The following is a 17,909-nucleotide window of genomic DNA, read 5'->3' as shown; positions in this document are numbered from 1 at the left end:
AGAGCCGCCGGTGATCCTGCTGTTCGTGGTCGAGGCGGTCACCGGGCGCCGCGTGCACCACTGACAGGTCCCGGGTCGGCACGGGGTGCGGGCTCCTCGGCAGGCCGTCAGGTAGCCCGCCGTCAGGCCGCCTGCCGGGCGACGACGACACCCGCGGCGCCGAGGCGCGGGAACCGCATGTCCGAGATGGGGGTGACGCTCCCGAGGCGGTTGGTGACGAAGGCGATCGACAGGCCGGTTTCCGGATCGGCGAACGCGCCGGAGCCGCCGAAGCCGAAGTGGCCGATCGACTGCAGCGGTTGCTCGCGCAGGGCGACCCAGCCCGGGTGGTAGCCCAGCCGCCAGTTCGGGCGGATACCGAGCACGTAGTCGCGGCGACGGGTCTGCACCTCCAGGACCTGTTCGAGGGTCTCCTCCTTCAGCAGCCGCGCCCCGCCGAGTTCGCCGGCGTTCGCGAGGGCCCCGTACATCCGGGCCAGCGCGCGAGCGGTGAACACCCCGTTCCACCCCGGCATCACCGCGTCGTGCGCCGCGGGGCTGCGGGCCAGCTCGTCGAAGCCTTCGGCCATGCCCGCTTCGGCGACGCCGCGCAACCCGGGCAGCCGCGACAGCACGGTGCCGGTGACCGCCCACGGCGCGGGGGTCGGATTCAGCCGGGGGAACACCCGGGCGATGCGGTGCCGATCTTCCTGCGGCACGTGGAACCAGAACTCGCGCAGACCGAGTGGGCCGGCGATCTCCTGCTCGATCAGCTCGGTGAAGGACAGGCCGGTCACCCGGATGGCGATCTCGGCGACGAGGTTGCCGTAGGTGACGGCGTGATAGCCGGGGCCGGCGAGCCGGCGCGGGTCCGGCGCGGCTGCCGCGAGGGCGGCCGCCACCGCGTCGGAGTCGAGCAGCCCGAAGCGTCCCGGCACGAGGCCGCGCGCGCGGTGCAGGCCGGCGCGGTGCGACATCAGTTCCCGGACGGTGATGGATTCCTTCCCGGCGGCCCCGAATTCGGGCCAGTACGCCGCGACCGGTTCGTCGTAGTCGACCAGCCCGCGCTCGGCGAGCCGGTGCAGCACGGTGCTCGCGACGCCCTTGCCGGTGGAGAACGACAGCGCCACCGTGTCGTGGGTCCAGCGCTTGTCCCGGGACGCCCAGCCCGCCCAGATGTCGAGCACCGGTTCGCCGTGCAGGTACGCGGCCAGCGCCCCGCCGCCCTGCCGGGTGTCGCGGAACATCTTGAAGAACCGGTCGGCAACCGGCAGGAAGCGAGGGTCGACGATCATCTCCGTCCGGGGGTGCTCGCCGTCCACCCGCCTGGTCGCTCCGGTGTCGGAACTCATGGCGCCACTCCTACCGCGGCCTCCAGTTGTGACAGAGACCGCTCTGTCAGAGGTATCAACGCTTCGATGTCCGGTATTACTTCCCCACCGGCCACATATCCGAAGCCGACTCGGTCGGCATACGAGCACACCGTGACGTTGAGAGCCATCCCGTCGTACACGATCGACACGGGGTAGATCTCCTCGAGGTGGGCGCCGTTCCAGTACAGCTCGGTGCGCGGGCCGGGCACGTTGGAGATCGGGAGGTTGTAGCCGGGCCGCACCCTCGGGCCGAACGGGAGCATCGGGAGCAGAATGGTCGGCAGGATGCTCGGAGCTGCCACCAGCAGCGACGGCACCGGCCCCAGCGACGCGACGCGCTCCTTGGCCACCTGCATCGACCGGTGGATCAGGCCCAGCCGGTCGGCCGGATCGGCGAGGTCGGTGCCCAGGGTGCACACCGCGGTTCCGAACGCATTGCCCGCCGTCCCGCCGTCCTCCCGCCCGCGTACCGAGACCGGGCAGATCGCCACCAGGGAGTCACCGGGCAGTTCGTCGTGCTCGGCGAACCACGAGCGCAACGCCCCGGCCACAACGGCCGTGACGACGTCGTTGCCGGTCACCCCCGCCGCGTGCTGGATCGCGCGCAGCCGCGCCTTCGGCCAGCCGGCGGCCGCGAAGGTGCGGCCGGCTCCGAGAGGGCCGTTGAGCCGGGTGCGGGGCGCCGCGAACGGCAGCACGGTGGTGTCGGTGGTCAGGCCCTGCACCGTGGAGCGGACCTGCCCTTCGACGGTCCGACGGACCAGACCCATCCCGGAGGCGACCGTCCCGACGGCCGAGCGGGCCAGGGCGAGCGGGGTGGGAAGCCCGCCGTGCGCGGACCCGGGCCGGTCCCGCCCGCCGGTGGCGAAGAACGGGGACATCGACCGACGATCGGGGTCCGGCGACATCGACTCCTCGATCATCCGCAGGCCCGCGATCCCGTCGAGGACCGCATGGTGGACCTTGATGTAGAGCGCGTACCGGCCGTCGGGAAGGCCGTCGACGAGGTGTGCCTCCCACATCGGGCGGGAGCGGTCGAGGGGCTCGGCATGCAACGCGCCCACCAGCTGCCACAGCTCGTCCCGTCCGGCGCCCGGCGGCAGCGACGCCCGCCGCACGTGGTAGCTCAGGTCGATGTCGTCCACGTCGCGCCAGGCCCACCACCCGCCGGTGTCCACTCCCCGGTGCGCCCGGCGCCGCAGCACCGGATCCACCTCGCCGCCCCGGCCGAGGGCGTCCCGGTACGCGTCGTCGACGAACCGCGGGCCGGCATCCTCGGGCGGGTCGAGGATCAGCACCACCGCGACGTGCATGGGGTTGGCCAGCAGCTCCGCCGTCATGAGAACGGCGTCGATCGGGTCCATCAGACCCACATGTTCACCCCGCTTCCACGTGTCTGTGAGGCTTCGGTCACGGTAACTCGAGCGGGACGCGTCGCGGGCCGGGACGGCCGGTCGCGCACGCGCAGGCCCGTGCCGGGTGCGGAGAATGGGTGTAAGGATGGACGACATGACCATCGTGGAGCATTCCCGGGCTCGGCACTCGGGCATCGACCTGACCCACCTCGACGAGAGCACCCGAGCGCAGGACGATCTGTTCGAGCACGTCAACGGGCGCTGGCTCGCCGAACACGAGATCCCCGCCGACCGGGCCCTCGACGGCGCGTTCCGCACGCTGTTCGACAAGGCCGAGGTCGACGTCCGCACCCTCATCGAGGAGGCGGCCGCGTCCTCGGCCGAGCGGGGCACCGACGCGCAGCGCATCGGCGACCTGTACGCGAGCTTCCTGAACACCGAGGCCGTGGAGGCGGCGGGGCTGAGCCCGATCGCCGGCGAGCTGGCCGCCGTGGCGGACGCCGCGGACCGGGCCGAGCTCGCGGCCGTGCTCGGGCGGCTGCAACGCGTCGGGGTCGGCGGCGCCGTCGCGCACTACGTCGACACCGACGCGAAGAACTCGTCGCGCTATCTGATGCACACGACGCAGTCCGGCCTCGGCCTGCCCGACGAGTCGTACTACCGCGAGGACGGCCACGCCGAGATCCGGGCGCAGTACGTCGCGCACATCGGGCGCATGTTCGAGCTGGCGGGCATCGGGCACGACCCGCAGCGGGTCCTCGACCTCGAAACCCGGCTGGCGGCCGGGCACTGGGACGTGGTCAAGCGGCGCGACGCCGACCTGTCCTACAACCTGGTGACATTCGAGGCACTGACCTCCGCTCGGCCCGGCTTCGACTGGCGCGGCTGGATCGACGCGCTCGGCGCCACCGAGGAGCAGTGGGCCGAGATCGTGGTCCGCCAGCCGGACTTCCTCGACACGTTTGCGCGGCTGTGGGCCGACGCGCCCCTCGAGGACTGGAAGGCTTGGGCCACCTGGCGGGTCCTGCACGCCCGCGCGCCGTACCTCACCGAGGCGCTCGTCGCCGAGAACTTCGCGTTCTACGGCCGCACCCTGACCGGCGCGCAGGAGATCCGCGACCGGTGGAAGCGCGGCGTGGCGCTCGTACAGGACCTGCTCGGCGAGGCCGTCGGCAAGCTGTATGTGGAACGGCACTTCCCGGCCGAGGCCAAGGCCCGCATGCAGCACCTCGTCGCCAACCTGCAGGAGGCGTACCGGCGCAGCATCGCCGATCTGGAGTGGATGAGCCCGCAGACCCGCGAGGCGGCGCTGCGCAAGCTGGAGAAGTTCACCCCCAAGATCGGCTACCCGGACAAGTGGCGGGACTACTCGGCCGTGACGATCGACGCGGGCGATCTGGTCGGCAACTACCGCAGCGGCTACGCCGCCGAGTACGACCGCGACCTGGCCAAGCTCGGTGGGCCGGTGGACCGCGACGAGTGGTTCATGACGCCGCAGACCGTCAACGCCTACTACAACCCGGGTATGAACGAGATCGTGTTCCCTGCCGCGATCCTGCAACCGCCGTTCTTCGACCTGCACGCCGACGACGCCGCCAACTACGGCGGGATCGGCGCCGTCATCGGCCACGAGATCGGGCACGGCTTCGACGATCAGGGCGCCAAGTACGACGGCGACGGCAATCTCGAGAACTGGTGGACCGACGACGATCGCACCGAGTTCGGCAAGCGCACCGCGGCGCTGATCGCGCAGTACGACGAGTTCGAGCCGAAGGCGCTCGCCGGCCATCGCGTCAACGGCAGCTTCACCATCGGCGAGAACATCGGCGACCTCGGCGGGCTGTCCATCGCGCTGAAGGCGTACGAGATCGCACTCGACGGCGCCGAGGCGCCCGTGATCGACGGCCTCACGGGCCTGCAGCGGGTGTTCTTCGGCTGGGCGCAGGTGTGGCGGACCAAGGTCCGCGACGAGGAGGCGCTGCGCCGGCTAGCCGTGGACCCGCACTCGCCGCCGGAGTTCCGCTGCAACGGGGTGGTACGCAACATCGACGCCTTCTACGAGGCGTTCGACGTGCGTCCCGGCGATGCGCTGTATCTCGCGCAGGAGGAGCGCGTGCGGATCTGGTGAGCCGGACGCCGGTGCGCCGCGCCCCCCGACGGGGCGGCGTACCGGCGCCCGACTAGGAGCGCGAGGCCTGAGGTACCGAGATCCCGCGCGAGCCGAACCAGGCCATCGGGTCCATCTTGGCGCCGCCCGGCTGCCACACCTCGAAGTGCAGGTGCGGCCCGGTGGACTGGCCTCGGTTGCCCATCGTGGCGATCACGTCGCCCGCCCGCACCTGCTGGCCGACGGACACGAGCGACTCGTTGATGTGCCCGTAGACGCCGATGGTGCCGTCGTCCTGCTGGATGCGAACCCACAGCCCGAAGCCGGAGGCGGGACCGGATTCGATCACGGTGCCGTCGGTGACCGACTTGATCGGCGTGCCGATGGCGTTGGCGATGTCGATGCCGTTGTGCGCCGTGCCCCAGCGGGGCCCGAAGCCGGAGGTCAGCGCCCCGACGGTCGGGAAGACCGCGCTCGGGCGGCTCGCGAGTTCCCGTGCGATCCGCTCGGACTCCTGCTGGGCGAGGCGTTCGGCCTCCTGCTGGGCGAGGCGCTCCGCCTCGCGCTGGCGCTCCGCGGCCTCCGCGGCGAGGCGCGCGGCCTCCCGCTCGGCGGCGCGCTGCAGCTGGTCGACGTACCGGTCGGTGCCGGCGTCCGGAAGCTGCAGCACCTGCGGTGCCGTCGAGAGTCCGACCGTCGGCTGCTGCCGCTCGGGGGCGGCCTCGGCCCGGGGTTGGCCGGGCGCCGCCTGGGCCGCGGCGCTGCCGGCCGCGAGCACGGCGCCGACCGCCAGGGGGATGGTCAGCAACCGGCGCGCGGGCCCGGTCCGGGTCGAGCGCCGGTGGGCCCCACGCCGGGGCGCCACGGGTTCGGAAGCTTCGCTGGAGTTGTCACCATCGTGGCGGGCGTACGGGGCCAATCTGCTGTCCTCGACGTTCGAGCGGTCCGTTTAATAACGGATTGATCACGGTCGAGTCACAGATTAGCGCATAGTTCCGTCGGTGGGTAGCCGCTCCCAGCGGACCGAATGTCACAGGCGTTCCGCTCCGCGATCCAAATGTGACATTCGGCCCACTAGGAAGGGGTCGCCGGCTCGCGCACCAGCCGCTGGTACGAGACCCGCCACAACCACTCGACCGGCCCCTGCCGATATCGCCGCAGCCACCAGCTCGCCGTGACGACCAGCACCGCACACACCAGCAGGTACACCGCGACGGTGAACGGCACCCGCAGCGACGGATCAACTCTCGCCGCCAGCCCGAGGCCCCAGCCGTAGCACAGCGCAGAGGCGAGAACGTTCTGCGCGACGTAGCAGCTCAACGCGGTCCGGCCGATGCGTTCCAGCCCGGTCCCGACCACCCCCGCCCGCCGCGGCGTCACGTGGAACTGCGCGATCCAGGCGAGCAGGCCGACCGCGACGAACGGGGCCACGCCGTAGCGGGCGACCAGCACACCGGCCTCACCGCCGCACAATCCCACGACCGCGTCGACCGGGGCGGCGACCGCCCCGAGCAGCATCAGCTTCCGCCGCAGCACCCGGCTGCCCGGATCGAAGATTCCCGCCTCGTACAGCGCGGCACCGGCGAGGAACATCGCGATCGTCATCGGGATCACGAAGATCACCTCGGCCCGGAACGCGCCGACGTTCTCGGCCCGGAACACCACCAGATCCCACCAGCTGCCGGTGGCGAACACGTCGGTGGCCGGGGCGGTGGGCGCCCCGGAGTCCGGCTCGGCCGCGATCGCCGCCACCAGCGCGGTGAGCAGCAGCACGTGCGCGGCGGACGCGGCGACGGCCACCCACAGCCGCGCCCGTACCGATGCGACGACGAGACCGCACACGAGCATCGACACCAGTGCGTAACCCATGAGGATGTCGAATTCGGCGACGAGCAGGTAGTGCAGCGCGCCGTCGAGCAACAGCAGCGCGGCACGCACCCGGTACCCGCCCGGCCACGGCCGTCCCGCCCGTCGCGCCGACGCCGCCTGGATCGCCAGACCGATCCCGAACATCAAGGTCAGCAACCCCAGGAACTTGCCCTGGGCGAGTTGCATGAGGATCCGCTGGGGCCACGGCTCGGAACCGAGCGTGTTCAGGTAGCCGACGATGCCGGCCGGGTCGGTCAAGATCCAGATGTTCGTGCCGAGCGTGCCCAGGATGGCGATGCCGCGCGCGACGTCGAGCGCCACGATGCGCCCGGGCCGGGTCGTCGTCTCGGTTGCCGTCATGACTTCGACTCTGACGCGAGGCGGTCGCCGGCGCGTCGGCCATCCGACGGACCGGGTGTCCTCCCTCCGGAGGAGGCGACCTACCTGCCCGCGATCTGCCGGGCGACGAACGCGGCGTGCAACCGCGAATCCACCCCCAGCTTCGCCAGGACCCGGGAGACGTGGGTCTTGACGGTGGTGGCGCCGATGTTCAGGCGCTCGGCGATCTGCTGGTTCGCCAGGCCCTCACCGAGGCAGTCGAGCACCTCGCGTTCCCGGTCCGTGAGCAGGTCCACGCCGGTCGGCGGCGGCACCGGTTCGGCGGCACCGGCGGCCAGGCCCGCGATGACGGTGCGGGTCACCTGCGGGGACAGCACGCCGTCGCCGTGGGCCACCCGCCGGATACCGTCGGTCAGTTCCTGCGCGGAGGCCGACTTCAGCAGGAAGCCCGCGGCGCCGGCGCGCAGCGCACCCAGGACGTACTCGTCGACGTCGAAGGTCGTGAGGACGAGCACCTGGGTATCGCTCGTCTCGCGGATCCGGCGGGTGGCCTCGATGCCGTCGGTGCCCGGCATGCGGATGTCCATGAGCACCACGTCCGGCCGCAGCGCCCGCACCTGACGCACGGCGACGTCGCCGTCGGCGGCCTCGCCGACCACCTCGAGATCGGAGGTCGCGGACAGGATCATCGCCAGCCCCGCGCGGATGGCTCCGTGGTCGTCGGCGAGCAACACCCGGATCACGACGGCGCTCCCGGGCGCAGCGGCAGCGACGCCCCCACGACCCACGTCCCGTCGGACGGACCCGCCCGGAACCGGCCGCCGAGAAGCTCGGTGCGTTCCCGCATGCTCGCCAGGCCCCGGCCGCCCGACGGCGTGCGCGGCGCGGCAACCGTCCCGTCGGGGAGCGGGTTGCGCACGGTCACCTCCAACCGGTCGCCGCGCGCGTCCAGCGACAGCTCGACGGGGACGCCGGGCGCGTGCTTGGCGGCGTTGGTCAGGGCCTCCTGGACGATGCGATAGGCGGCGTGGTCGACGGCGACGGGCAGCTGCCGCCCCGGACCCGACCGACGGACGTGGACGACGGTGCCCCCGGCGTGGGCCGAGTCGACGAGCTTGCCGAGGTGGGCCAGCCGCCCGGGCGCGGTCGTCTCGCCGAGGACGGGCCGGTCCCGCAGTAGTCCGATCATCTCCCGCATCTCCTCGAGCGCGTCGACGCTGTTGCTCCGCACCGATTCGAGCACGGCGTGCAGCGCCTCCATCCGGCGGGCCGTCGGCGACGACGCATCGCGGGAGAGGCCCAGCGCGGCCTCGGACTGGATCGCGATCGCCGACAGGTGCCCGGCGACGACGTCGTGCAGATCGCGGGCCATGCGGTTGCGCTCGGCCGCCACGGCGGCCCGCCGGTCGAGTTCGGCGATCGTGGTGACGGCCTCGGCGCGGGCGCGTTCGGCGTCGGCGACGTCCTTGTGCAACCGGACCGCGCGCCCCCACCACAGCGGAGTGCCGACGAACGCGGACAGCGCAATCGCCGTGAGCACCAGCAGCTGCCAGTTCCCGGTGACGACGTAGACGACCCCGAAACAGGCCGCGGAGAGCGCGGAGGCGAGGCCGAGCAGCGCCCGTGCCTGCCGCTCGGTGCCGTAGCGGACGCTGGCGTAGAGCAGGTCGGAGTAGACGAGCCACACGGGCAGGGACGGCCCGAGCAGGAGGTCGATGCCCAGCGGCACCGCACCGAGCACGAGTGCCGCCACCGGCCGCCGCACCCGGAGCACCGCTGCGCCGCACACGGCCGCCAGCAGGCCGATACGCACGGCCGCCGGAGCCTCCACCCTGACGGGGGCGAGTTCGTACAGACCTGCGGACAGCAACAGCAGCCCGAGCAGGAACTCGGCCACCGCGATACACCAGCCCTGCGCGGTGACGGAGAGAGACGACCAACGCGGCACCCGTTCATCACAGCACAGGCGCGCGGCCGGTTCGTCCTCCCGACGGAGGACCCCGCCTCGTTCCGAAGACCGACGACACGCGTGCGGTGACCGCCGAGCATCGAGCCATGGACCTCGCTCTCCTGGGCACGCTCGCGGTGCTGGCGCTCGTGGACAGCACCAGTCTCGGCACCCTCGTCGTGCCGCTGTGGTTGCTCACCGTGCCGGGCCGGCCCCCCGTACGCCGCCTGCTGGTGTACCTGCTGTCGATCGCCGCGTTCTACTTCGTCGTCGGACTCGTGCTGATGTCCGCGGGCCGGAGCGGCGCCGCGGCGCTCGCGCGGTGGAGCGACACGACGGCGTGGCACTGGGCGCAACTCTCGGTGGGCGCGGCTCTGTTCGCGATGAGCTGGCGATTCGACTCGGGGAAGGCGCGGGTTGCGGGCCGCGGGAGCCGGCTGCGGCACTGGCGCTCCCGGGCCCTCGAGCGGCAACGGACGGCGTCCGGTGTGGCAGTGCTCGCGCTCGGTGCCGGGACCGTCGAGGTCGCCACGATGCTGCCGTACCTGGCGGCGATCGGGACGATCGTGGCGACGGGCCTGCCGGCCGCCACCGGCGCCGGCCTGCTCGCCGGGTACTGCGCGGTGATGGTGCTGCCGGCCCTGCTGCTGGTGGTGGGCCGGCTCGTCGTGCACCGGCGGATCGAGCCGCTGCTGCGACGTCTCGACGAGTTCACCGCCCGGCACGCCGACTCGGCGCTGGGATGGGTGCTGGGTATCGCCGGGTTTCTGATCGCGCGGGATGCGGCGGCGGCCCTGTTCTTCGCGGACTGAGGAGGTCTCCGGGCCGGATCTCCTGCCCGGCGGCCACCTCGCTCAGCCGTCCGCCACCTCACGCGCCGACGCGCCGCCGGAGGCCCGGACGCGGGCCCGGTCGGCCAGCACCGTGTCCAGCCAGTCGAACATCCGCTGGTCGGTGAGGCTGCGAGCGAGGGGCTGGCAGTGGAAGTTGGCACCCTCCGCCGCGGTGAACGACGCCAGTTCCTTCGCCCCGCGCAGCCGCTCGGCGAGCTGCCGGGACTGGCCGGGCCAGAACTGCTCGTCCTCGGGGTCGGTGACGAACAGCGGCGTCGTGATCGACTCGGGGAGATCGCCGAGCCGGTACTTCAGCACCTCGGTGAGGGTGTCGAAGTACGAGTCCATCCTGCGGTAGGGGCGGGCCCGGAACCGCCACGTGCGCTCGAGCCGGCCCGACAGCCGCATTCCGAAGGCCATGTCGCGATCGAACTTCTCCCGGTCGCCCTTCTCGAGCAACTCGATCATGTTCTTGGGCATGTGGGCGAGCCACGACGCGGACACGTCGACCACCCCCGGATCGGCGATTGCCGCCGCGATCCGGTGCTCGAAGGCCAGTGCGCGCGGCACCCAGTATCCGGCCTGACTGATCCCGTAGAGGGCGATGCGCGAGCCGTCGACCTCCGGGTACCGGAGGAGGAAGTCCACGATCGGCGTGATCACGGCCTCCCAGTCGTGCCGGAACGGCACGCCGCGCTCGAACAGCATGGACTGCTGGCCCGGACCGTCGAAGAACAGCACGTTGTAGCCGCGGGCGAGGGCGCCGGCCCCGGCGGCGGTCCACAGGCTGCTGATGGGCCCGTCGCTGCCGTTGTTCAGGATCAGGGTGGGGCGTGGTTCGCGGGTCTCCTCGCCGAGCGGCCGCAGCAGGTAGCCCGGCAGGAAGCCGTCCTCGTAGGGAATGTCCACCCGCTCGGCCGGGTGCGGGGTGGTCTCGACGAACCGGTCCCACGCCGCCCGGTGCTGCCGAAACGTCGGCAGCAGCGGGCCGTCGTCGGCCAGACCGTCCACGGAGTTGACTGCGGTAGCGAAATACGTTGCGGCACGCAGATATGCGCCCGCGGCACTGACGACGTGCCCGGCCTCGGCGGAGGCATCGGCGAGCCCCCGGACGCGACTGCCGAGCGCCACCCAGCCCTCGAACCACTTCTCGTGATCCTTCTCGCCGATCGGGGCGATGGTGGCGAGCACCTCCCCCACGTCCGCCGCACCGTGCACGGCCTGTCCGAGCAGGAACCGGACCTCGAAGTCGAAGTCCTCGTCGCGGTAGAAACCTGCGGTGAACGCCTGGTGCGGATGCGCAAAGAAGGATGCAGGCATGTGGGCTCCCTCGGGCGGTGGCGGGGCACACCCACCGTACGCCCGAACCGGTCGTTCGGCTCGATATCCGACTTCCGCCCGTCACAGGCGGTGCAGTTCCACCTCGTGCAGTCCGCCGTCGGCGACGGTCGCGGTCACGAAGGTGCAGAACGGTTGGCGCCGACGGTCGGTCGGTGACCCCGGGTTGAGCAGGCGCAGCCCCGTCGCCGTGGTGGTGTCCCACGGAATGTGGCTGTGCCCGAACACCAGAACGTCGGTGTCGGGATGAGCGGCCGACATCCGCCCGTCCCGGCCTGCCGAGGCTCCGGTCTCGTGGACGACGGTGAAGCGCACACCCTCCAATGTCACGCGCGCGGTCTCGGGCATCCGGCGCCGCAACTCGGCACCGTCGTTGTTGCCCCAGCACGCGACCAACCGGGCGGACCGCTCGGACAGGGCGTCGAAGAACGCAACCTCGACCCAGTCGCCGGCGTGCAGCACCACGTCGGCGTGATCGACCTCCTCCCACACCCGGGCCGGCAGGTCCCTCGCACGCGCAGGGATGTGGGTGTCGGCCAGCAGCAGCAACCTCATGCGACCAGTGTGCCGCCCGGGACGGACCACCCCGCCCGCCCGCCCGCCCCGAACGATTCTCGTCGCGCTCGGCGCCGAGGTTTCGCCCGTCCCCCACCGGGCACCCGGCCCCGGAGGACACGACGAAGGACGCCCGCGGCGGACGCCGGGCGCCACCGGGAGGAACGGCATGGCCAACGTCGCCGACGGGATAGTCGACCGGCTCCGGGCCTGGGGCGTCCACCGCGTCTTCGGCTACGCCGGAGACGGGATCGACCCGATCCTGGCCGCTCTGGATCGGGCGGCCGAGCACATCGAGCTCGTCACCGCCCGGCACGAGGAGATGGCGGCCTTCATGGCCACCGGGCACGCGAAATACACCGGGGAGGTGGGGGTGTGCCTCGCCACCCAGGGACCCGGGGCGGTGCATCTGCTCACCGGCCTCTACGACGCCAAGCTGGACGGCAAACCGGTGGTGGCGATCGTCGGACACGTGGTGACGACGGCCCAGGGCAGCGGCTACCAGCAGGAAGTCGCGCTGCCCACGCTGTTCAAGGACGTGTGCGCCCAGTACGTGCAGACCCTCGATACCCCCGAACAACTCGGCGCGGTGCTCGACAACGCCTTCCGCACCGCACGGGCGACCTCCAGCCCGACGTGTGTGATCGTCCCGCACGACGTGCAGCAGGCCGACGTCGCCGGGGAGGAGCACGCCCACGGCGTGGTCCCCAGCGCCGCGACGGTCGCGGTCCCGCGGGTGCTGCCCACCGACGCCGATCTCGACCGGGCCGCCGACCTGCTCAACGCCGGGCGACGGGTCGCGCTGCTCGTCGGCCAGGGCGCATACGGCGCGGCCCCGGAGATCGGCGAGGTCGCGGAGCTGCTCGGCGCCGGCGTCACGACGTCGCTGCTCGGCAAACCGGTGATCGACGAGTCCCGGGACTGGGCCTGCGGTGTCATGGGACACCTCGGCACGACCGCCTCTGCGGACCTGACGGCCGGATGCGACACCCTGCTGATCGTGGGCAGCAACGATCCGTGGACGGAGTTCTATCCCGCCCCGGGACAGGCACGTGCCGTGCAGATCGACATCGCCGCCCGCAACCTCGGCGCCAAGTATCCCGTCGAGGTGCCCCTCGCCGGGGACGCCCGCGAGACCCTGCGCGCCCTGCTGCCCCGGCTGCACCGGACCGCCGGACCGTGGCGCCGCGACGTCGAGCAGATGGTCCGGAACTGGCGGCGGATCGCCGCCGCACGGTGCACGGAGCCCCCGGACGGTCTCGATCCGCAGGCCGTCGTCCTCGATCCGCAGGCTGTCGTCGCAGCCCTGTCCGACCGGCTCCCGGCGGACGCCCAGGTGGCGGTGGACGTCGGATCGGTCGTGTATTGGTACGCGCGTTTCCTGCGACTGCCGCCGGGAGTGCCGGCGCACCTGTCGAGCACGCTCGCCTCGATGGGGTCCGCGATGCCGTACGGACTGGCCGCCAAGCTCGCCCATCCGGATCGTCCGGTGATCGCCCTGGCCGGGGACGGCGCCATGCAGATGAACGGCATCTCGGAGCTGATCACCCTTGCCCACCGCTGGCGAGACTGGGCCGATCCGCGCTTCGTCGTCCTCGTCCTCGACAACGGCGACCTCACCGAAGTGTCCTGGGAGCAGAGGGAAATGGAGGGCGACGCCCGCATCCCCGCCTCGCAGACCGTCCCGCCCTTCCCCTATGCCGACTACGCCCGGCTGCTCGGCCTGGAGGGCATCCGGGTCGATCGCCCCGAGGACGTCGACGGGGCGTGGCACACCGCCCTGACCGCCGACCGTCCGGTGCTGATCCAGGCGGTCGTCGATCCGGCTACCCCGCTGCTGCCGCCGCGCGCCTCTGCGGACAAGGTCGAGAAGATGCTCCAGGCCCTCGAGCGGGAAGGCGCGCACACGGCCGCACAGCGGCTGCGGCGGCAGCGCGAGCAGGAAGCCGAGAGCTGACGGCGGCGGTTCCCCGGCCCGAAGGGCCTCCACCGGGCGTCGACGGGGCCGCTTCCGGGTATACCCCCGTAACGGCAACGGAGGACAGCGCAGTGGATCGGTGTACATGAGGGCCTCGTTCGATCAACAGTTACGCGACCTCACCGGCAGGCTCCGCGGTCTCGCCGAGCTCGCGGCGAAGGCCCTGGAGCTGTCGACGCGTGCGCTGCTCGACGGCGACGTGGCCGCGGCCGAGGAGGCGCTCGATCTCGGCGAGCAGATCGACACGTTGCACACCGAGTGCAGCGAGCGGGCCGTGGCGATCCTGGCGTTGCAGCATCCGGTGGCCGGCGATCTCCGGTTCGTCTTCTCGGCGGTGCGGATGAGCAGCGACCTGGCGCGGATGGGCCAGCTCGCCCTGCACATCGCGCGGGCAGCCCGGCGGCGCACCCCCGGAGAGCTCGCCCCCGACGAGGTCCGGGACGACATCGCCCGGATGGGCGAACTCACGGCCGGCATGGCGCGCGGACTGTGTGACGTCTTCACGGAGCCGAATCTGGAGCTGGTCACCCGGGTCCGGAGCACCGACGCGGAACTCGACGCCGTCCACGCCCGTCTGCTCGGGACGCTCCGGGACCCGGCGTGGAAGCACGGCGTGACCCCCGCCGTCGACCTCGCCCTGGTGGCACGCTTCTACGAACGCTTCGGGGACCAGGCCGTGGACGTGGCCGAACGGGTCATCTTCCTCATCACCGGGCGGCGCCCCGACGGCGATCCAGCTCCACCCGAGCGGCCCTGAGAATGTGCCCGGGCCGGTCCGGGTTCACGGTCCGTTCGAGGTCGGCGACGAACTCCTCCAGGCGCTCCGTGGGCCACGATTCGAGTCCCGCGCCCGTGCGTTCGGGATAGGCGGCGTGGACGACGTCGAGAATCCGGTGTGCGAGCCGGCGCGCGTCCGCCACGCCGAGGCGGTGGGTCGTGCCGTCGACGGTGACATCCAGCCCGTCGCCGGTGTCGGTCACGGCAAAGGTCGTCATGGGTGCACCTCCTGTGCTCACCGGTCATGACGTTACTCGAGGTGAGCGCCCGTCGACCACCGATCGGCGTGGAGGGGACGACGAGTGGGTACAGGCCCTGCATGAATATTCCTGCACCCGAGAGACTTGCGATCGTCACCGGAGCCGATTCGGGAATCGGAAAAGCCACCGCCGAGGTGCTGGCCTCGGAGGGATTCGACGTAGGCATCACGTTCCACACCGACGAGGCCGGGGCCCGGAACACCCGGGACGGGATCGAGGAGCGCGGACAGCGCTGCTTCGTCGTCCACCAGGACCTGACCAGTCCGGACACCGCCGACGTCGTCGACACGCTCGCCGAGAAGCTCGGCGGCCTGGGCGTTCTGGTCAACAACGCCGGAACCGGGCACATGGACCGGATCCTCGACCTGAGCTACGACACGTGGCGGGAGGTTCTCGCGACCGACCTCGAGGGTCCGTTCCTGTGCGCTCAGCGCGCCGCCCGGCGGATGATCGCGGGCGGCCGCGGTGGCCGGATCATCAACGTCACGAGTGTGCACGAGCACATCCCCCGGCTCGGCGCCGCCGCCTACTGCAGCGCCAAGGCCGGCCTGGGCATGCTCACCAAGTGCCTCGCACTCGAGCTGGGACGGCACGGCATACTCGTCAATGCGATTGCGCCGGGCGAGATCTCGACCCCGATGACGGGCATGGACGAATCCCAGGCGTATCGTGAGGACCGCCCCGGCAACCCGGTCGGCCGGCCCGGGCACGTCAACGAGGTCGCGTCGGCCATCGCATTCCTCGCGTCGCCGCGCTCGTCGTACCTCACGGGCGGCTCGATTCCCGTCGACGGTGGACTGATGCTCATGGCGGCACACGGCCACGACATGGCCGGGGAGAGCTGGCGCGAGATCTGAGATCGCACCGACTGGATCTCGCCGGTGCCGGGCCGAGGGCACCACGAGGCCGCGTCGGCGCCTCTACGCGAGTCGCTCGATGTCCGGCAGCTGCCACGTCTTGTCGAACCACGGTGCGAGGGGGCCGTACAGCCGGAACATGGCCCACCAGCTCTTGCCGGGAACGGTCTGGATCCAGTTGTGACCGTCCTCGGGCGGTTCGGGACCGAAGTGGACGTCGACGGAGCCGTCCTCGTTCGTGGTGAAATCGCGGTCCTGGCTCGTCACCGACGGCCACTCCTGTCCGGTCTGCAGCATGGACCGGGTCTGGGTGTCGTAGGCGAGGATCGACCAGAAGTTGCCGGCCGGAACGTTCGCAGGGACGCGGAGCCGGTAGGTCCGGCCGCCGTCGAACGGGGCGCCGTCGGCGTCGACGCAGGCGACGACGTACTGGGAACCGGTGCCGATCCTCTCGACGTCCTCTGCCGGACTCACGCCGGTCACCGAGAAGTTGAACTGAGCGGCGGCGTCGAGCAGGGCGACCCCGTCCTCCTCGAACCGATGACCACCGAGGAAGAATGCGCGCCAAGTACTGCCCGGGTAGCGGTAGGCCTCCGGCTGCCGGAACCGGTAGGTGAGGGCGCGACCGGTGGCGTCACCCACCGCGGCGGCTTCGGTGAGGATCGCGCGCATGCGCTCGTCGGGGTCGAACGGCCTGCCGCGCCGGATGCCGATCGAGGCGAAGAATCCCAGGGTGAGCGGATCGGACGACTCGGGCGGCTCCGACTGCACCACCTCGTCGAGCATTTCCCACGCCCGGAAGTCGGCCGGGGGGACGCCGACCATGGGTTCGGGCGACACGTTCACGAACCGCATGGACGGCGGACGGCCCGCGAGCGCGAGGGGGTAGGCCCGGGTCTTGTCCTTGATGACCTCGACGGCGGGGTGGGGATCGCCGTGCTCGTCGAGGAAGCCCCGAACGAACAGCACCATGCCGAAGCTGTTGGTCCGCACCACGAAGTAGCCGCCGGGGACCTCACCGTCGTAGCCGGGGGGCAGCAGCAGGTAGGCGCCGCCCCGGCCCTTGTCGGGTCCGGTCAGGCCGACGTCGACCACCCAGCGTCCCCAGCTGTCGTCGATCGCGCCCAGCACGCCGGGCGGCGCCTCGATCACGAGCGGACCGTCGTGCAGGTCGATCCAGATGGCGGTGTACGACGTGCTCGTGTTAGCCGTGAGCCACACGGTGCGCGGATGCATCAGGTCTTCGAAGACGTACGCCGTCGAGTTCACCGGGCCCCATTCGAGGAGCGCGCTGCGCATCGCCGCCATGTTCAGCGCGGGCAGAGCCAGCAGGTACGCCTGCACGGCACGCTGAAAGTCCAGGTTGTCGAACAACGTCCGGACCGTCGCGTCGTCCGGGAAGCCGTCGAAGAACCGCAACGTGCCCAACCGGGTGTGAACCTCGTCGGGCGACTCGATGCCGGCCGGGATGGGGGTCGCCGTCGTATCAGTCATCGCCAGCCTCCTCGTCGCGATGCCGCCGACTCCGACGCTACGAATCACATCACCGGCTCTCTAGGGTCCAAAGCCCATAGCTCGCCCCAGCGGAAGCCGAGGACCCCGGCATCTGCCGAACCCGTCCCTGCGGTGGCCCTCTCACACAAGCTTCACACATCGGGACGGGAACCCTTCACCGACGGTGCGTTGACTCGGTGGTGAGAGAAAGGTGGTGCCGGTGATGAACACCTGGCGGAAGACAGTGGCCGCACTCGCGGCAGGGGCGACGATCGGAATCGCCGGATTCGGGACGGCCGTCGCGACAGCCCAGGAGCCGGACGAGGGCACGGGCGGTGCGCTGTCCACACAGGAGCAGTCCGACCTGGTGGTGATGCGGGAGGAGGAACGCCTGGCACGAGATCTGTACCAGCAGTTCGCGCAGAAGTGGGGGGCACAGATCTTCGAGCGCATCTCCGCCAGCGAACAGCGTCACTACGATGCCGTCGGCGCTCTGCTCGGTCGGTACGGTGTGAGCGATCCATCGGCCGGGCTCACTGCCGCAACCTACGCCGAGCCTCAGTTGCAGAGCGCCTACGACGGTTGGCTCGCCCGCGGTCTGACCTCGGTCGAGGAGGCGTACGCGGTCGGGGCCGAACTCGAGGCCGCCGACATCGCCGAACTGTCCACCGCGATCGAGGTCAGTGACGAGGACGCGATCGACCGCCTGTACGGCAAGCTGCGCACCGGTTCCGAGCACCATCTGCAGGCCTTCCGGGCAGCCCTGACCGGCGAGGAGCCGGCCGGCGGACACGGGCAGGGCCAGGGACACGGGCAGGGACCGCAGCACTCGGAGTAGCGCACGGCC

General features: G+C 71.5%; 16 protein-coding genes. 6 read left to right on the top strand and 10 right to left on the bottom strand.

Annotated features, from left to right (window positions below):
* Positions 1–122: 122 nt before the first annotated feature.
* Together JYA75_RS08255 and JYA75_RS08250 are read right to left on the bottom strand one after the other, a co-directional pair.
* A complete protein-coding gene (locus tag JYA75_RS08255) occupies positions 123–1,331 on the bottom strand; it encodes a serine hydrolase domain-containing protein (RefSeq protein WP_006947337.1) in 1,209 nt (402 codons plus the stop codon).
* Positions 1,328–2,725, bottom strand: coding sequence for a wax ester/triacylglycerol synthase family O-acyltransferase (locus JYA75_RS08250; RefSeq protein WP_185713125.1), 1,398 nt, complete (start codon positions 2,723–2,725; stop codon positions 1,328–1,330). The genes JYA75_RS08255 and JYA75_RS08250 overlap by 4 nt, the downstream gene beginning before the upstream one ends.
* A 136-nt stretch (positions 2,726–2,861) precedes the next feature.
* Here JYA75_RS08250 and JYA75_RS08245 point away from each other — a divergent pair, with 136 nt between their 5' ends.
* Positions 2,862–4,835 (top strand): M13 family metallopeptidase, encoded by a 1,974-nt coding sequence (locus JYA75_RS08245; RefSeq protein WP_185713126.1) that lies wholly within the window; start codon positions 2,862–2,864, stop codon positions 4,833–4,835.
* Between the two features lie 52 nt (positions 4,836–4,887).
* Here the strand turns inward: JYA75_RS08245 and JYA75_RS08240 are convergent, their stop codons facing one another.
* The 4 genes from JYA75_RS08240 to JYA75_RS08225 form a co-directional block, all read right to left on the bottom strand.
* A complete protein-coding gene (locus JYA75_RS08240; RefSeq protein WP_006947325.1) occupies positions 4,888–5,622 on the bottom strand; it encodes a M23 family metallopeptidase in 735 nt (244 codons plus the stop codon).
* A 266-nt stretch (positions 5,623–5,888) separates the two neighbouring features.
* Positions 5,889–7,043, bottom strand: coding sequence for a DUF418 domain-containing protein (locus JYA75_RS08235; protein WP_185713127.1), 1,155 nt, complete (start codon positions 7,041–7,043; stop codon positions 5,889–5,891).
* An 80-nt stretch (positions 7,044–7,123) separates the two neighbouring features.
* The gene (locus tag JYA75_RS08230; protein WP_006947321.1) at positions 7,124–7,765 is read right to left on the bottom strand and encodes a response regulator transcription factor; all 642 of its coding nucleotides are present in this window, start codon (positions 7,763–7,765) and stop codon (positions 7,124–7,126) included.
* Positions 7,762–8,970, bottom strand: coding sequence for a histidine kinase (locus JYA75_RS08225; protein ID WP_203329864.1), 1,209 nt, complete (start codon positions 8,968–8,970; stop codon positions 7,762–7,764). Before JYA75_RS08225 ends, JYA75_RS08230 begins: the two co-directional genes overlap by 4 nt.
* A 107-nt stretch (positions 8,971–9,077) precedes the next feature.
* Between JYA75_RS08225 and JYA75_RS08220 the strand changes: the two genes are divergently transcribed.
* Positions 9,078–9,782: a GAP family protein gene (locus tag JYA75_RS08220; protein ID WP_072636328.1), complete on the top strand. Its 705-nt coding sequence runs from the start codon at positions 9,078–9,080 to the stop codon at positions 9,780–9,782.
* A gap of 42 nt (positions 9,783–9,824) precedes the next feature.
* Here JYA75_RS08220 and JYA75_RS08215 read toward each other — a convergent pair whose 3' ends face one another.
* Positions 9,825–11,123, bottom strand: a complete 1,299-nt coding sequence (locus JYA75_RS08215; RefSeq protein WP_185713128.1) for a dipeptidyl aminopeptidase — start codon at positions 11,121–11,123, stop codon at positions 9,825–9,827.
* 81 nt (positions 11,124–11,204) lie between these two features.
* Positions 11,205–11,696: a metallophosphoesterase gene (locus JYA75_RS08210; protein WP_072636330.1), complete on the bottom strand. Its 492-nt coding sequence runs from the start codon at positions 11,694–11,696 to the stop codon at positions 11,205–11,207.
* A gap of 169 nt (positions 11,697–11,865) precedes the next feature.
* Between JYA75_RS08210 and JYA75_RS08205 the strand changes: the two genes are divergently transcribed.
* Together JYA75_RS08205 and phoU are read left to right on the top strand one after the other, a co-directional pair.
* Positions 11,866–13,653: a thiamine pyrophosphate-requiring protein gene (locus JYA75_RS08205; protein WP_185713129.1), complete on the top strand. Its 1,788-nt coding sequence runs from the start codon at positions 11,866–11,868 to the stop codon at positions 13,651–13,653.
* A 106-nt stretch (positions 13,654–13,759) separates the two neighbouring features.
* Positions 13,760–14,431 (top strand): phosphate signaling complex protein PhoU, encoded by a 672-nt coding sequence (gene phoU, locus JYA75_RS08200; RefSeq protein WP_050035952.1) that lies wholly within the window; start codon positions 13,760–13,762, stop codon positions 14,429–14,431.
* Here phoU and JYA75_RS08195 read toward each other — a convergent pair.
* Positions 14,382–14,669 (bottom strand): hypothetical protein, encoded by a 288-nt coding sequence (locus JYA75_RS08195; RefSeq protein ID WP_006931807.1) that lies wholly within the window; start codon positions 14,667–14,669, stop codon positions 14,382–14,384. The genes phoU and JYA75_RS08195 overlap by 50 nt on opposite strands.
* Before the next feature lie 101 nt (positions 14,670–14,770).
* Between JYA75_RS08195 and JYA75_RS08190 the strand changes: the two genes are divergently transcribed.
* Positions 14,771–15,568 (top strand): SDR family oxidoreductase, encoded by a 798-nt coding sequence (locus JYA75_RS08190; RefSeq protein ID WP_051359216.1) that lies wholly within the window; start codon positions 14,771–14,773, stop codon positions 15,566–15,568.
* Positions 15,569–15,631: 63 nt separating this feature from the next.
* Here JYA75_RS08190 and JYA75_RS08185 read toward each other — a convergent pair whose 3' ends face one another.
* Positions 15,632–17,062: a DUF1254 domain-containing protein gene (locus tag JYA75_RS08185; RefSeq protein ID WP_168580143.1), complete on the bottom strand. Its 1,431-nt coding sequence runs from the start codon at positions 17,060–17,062 to the stop codon at positions 15,632–15,634.
* Positions 17,063–17,285: 223 nt separating this feature from the next.
* On the opposite strand from JYA75_RS08185, the gene JYA75_RS08180 reads away from it, so the two are divergent.
* Positions 17,286–17,900 carry a DUF2202 domain-containing protein gene (locus tag JYA75_RS08180; RefSeq protein ID WP_185713130.1) on the top strand — a complete coding sequence of 205 codons (615 nt, stop codon included), beginning with the start codon at positions 17,286–17,288 and terminating at the stop codon, positions 17,898–17,900.
* Positions 17,901–17,909 lie beyond the last annotated feature (9 nt).

Source organism: Rhodococcus sp. PSBB066 (genome assembly GCF_017068255.1).
GTDB classification, from domain to species: domain Bacteria; phylum Actinomycetota; class Actinomycetes; order Mycobacteriales; family Mycobacteriaceae; genus Rhodococcus; species Rhodococcus aetherivorans.
The sequence above is the reverse complement of the archived record's forward strand: the minus strand, read 5'-3'. Positions and strand labels throughout refer to the sequence as shown.

Coding starts and splice junctions, on each gene's coding strand:
- phoU (WP_050035952.1), top strand. CDS start 13,760: ATGAGGGCCTCGTTCGATCAACAGTTACGCGACCTCACCGGCAGGCTC.
- JYA75_RS08205 (WP_185713129.1), top strand. CDS start 11,866: ATGGCCAACGTCGCCGACGGGATAGTCGACCGGCTCCGGGCCTGGGGC.
- JYA75_RS08190 (WP_051359216.1), top strand. CDS start 14,771: ATGAATATTCCTGCACCCGAGAGACTTGCGATCGTCACCGGAGCCGAT.
- JYA75_RS08245 (WP_185713126.1), top strand. CDS start 2,862: ATGACCATCGTGGAGCATTCCCGGGCTCGGCACTCGGGCATCGACCTG.
- JYA75_RS08185 (WP_168580143.1), bottom strand. CDS start 17,062: ATGACTGATACGACGGCGACCCCCATCCCGGCCGGCATCGAGTCGCCC.
- JYA75_RS08220 (WP_072636328.1), top strand. CDS start 9,078: ATGGACCTCGCTCTCCTGGGCACGCTCGCGGTGCTGGCGCTCGTGGAC.
- JYA75_RS08195 (WP_006931807.1), bottom strand. CDS start 14,669: ATGACGACCTTTGCCGTGACCGACACCGGCGACGGGCTGGATGTCACC.
- JYA75_RS08235 (WP_185713127.1), bottom strand. CDS start 7,043: ATGACGGCAACCGAGACGACGACCCGGCCCGGGCGCATCGTGGCGCTC.
- JYA75_RS08210 (WP_072636330.1), bottom strand. CDS start 11,696: ATGAGGTTGCTGCTGCTGGCCGACACCCACATCCCTGCGCGTGCGAGG.
- JYA75_RS08255 (WP_006947337.1), bottom strand. CDS start 1,331: ATGAGTTCCGACACCGGAGCGACCAGGCGGGTGGACGGCGAGCACCCC.
- JYA75_RS08180 (WP_185713130.1), top strand. CDS start 17,286: ATGAACACCTGGCGGAAGACAGTGGCCGCACTCGCGGCAGGGGCGACG.
- JYA75_RS08215 (WP_185713128.1), bottom strand. CDS start 11,123: ATGCCTGCATCCTTCTTTGCGCATCCGCACCAGGCGTTCACCGCAGGT.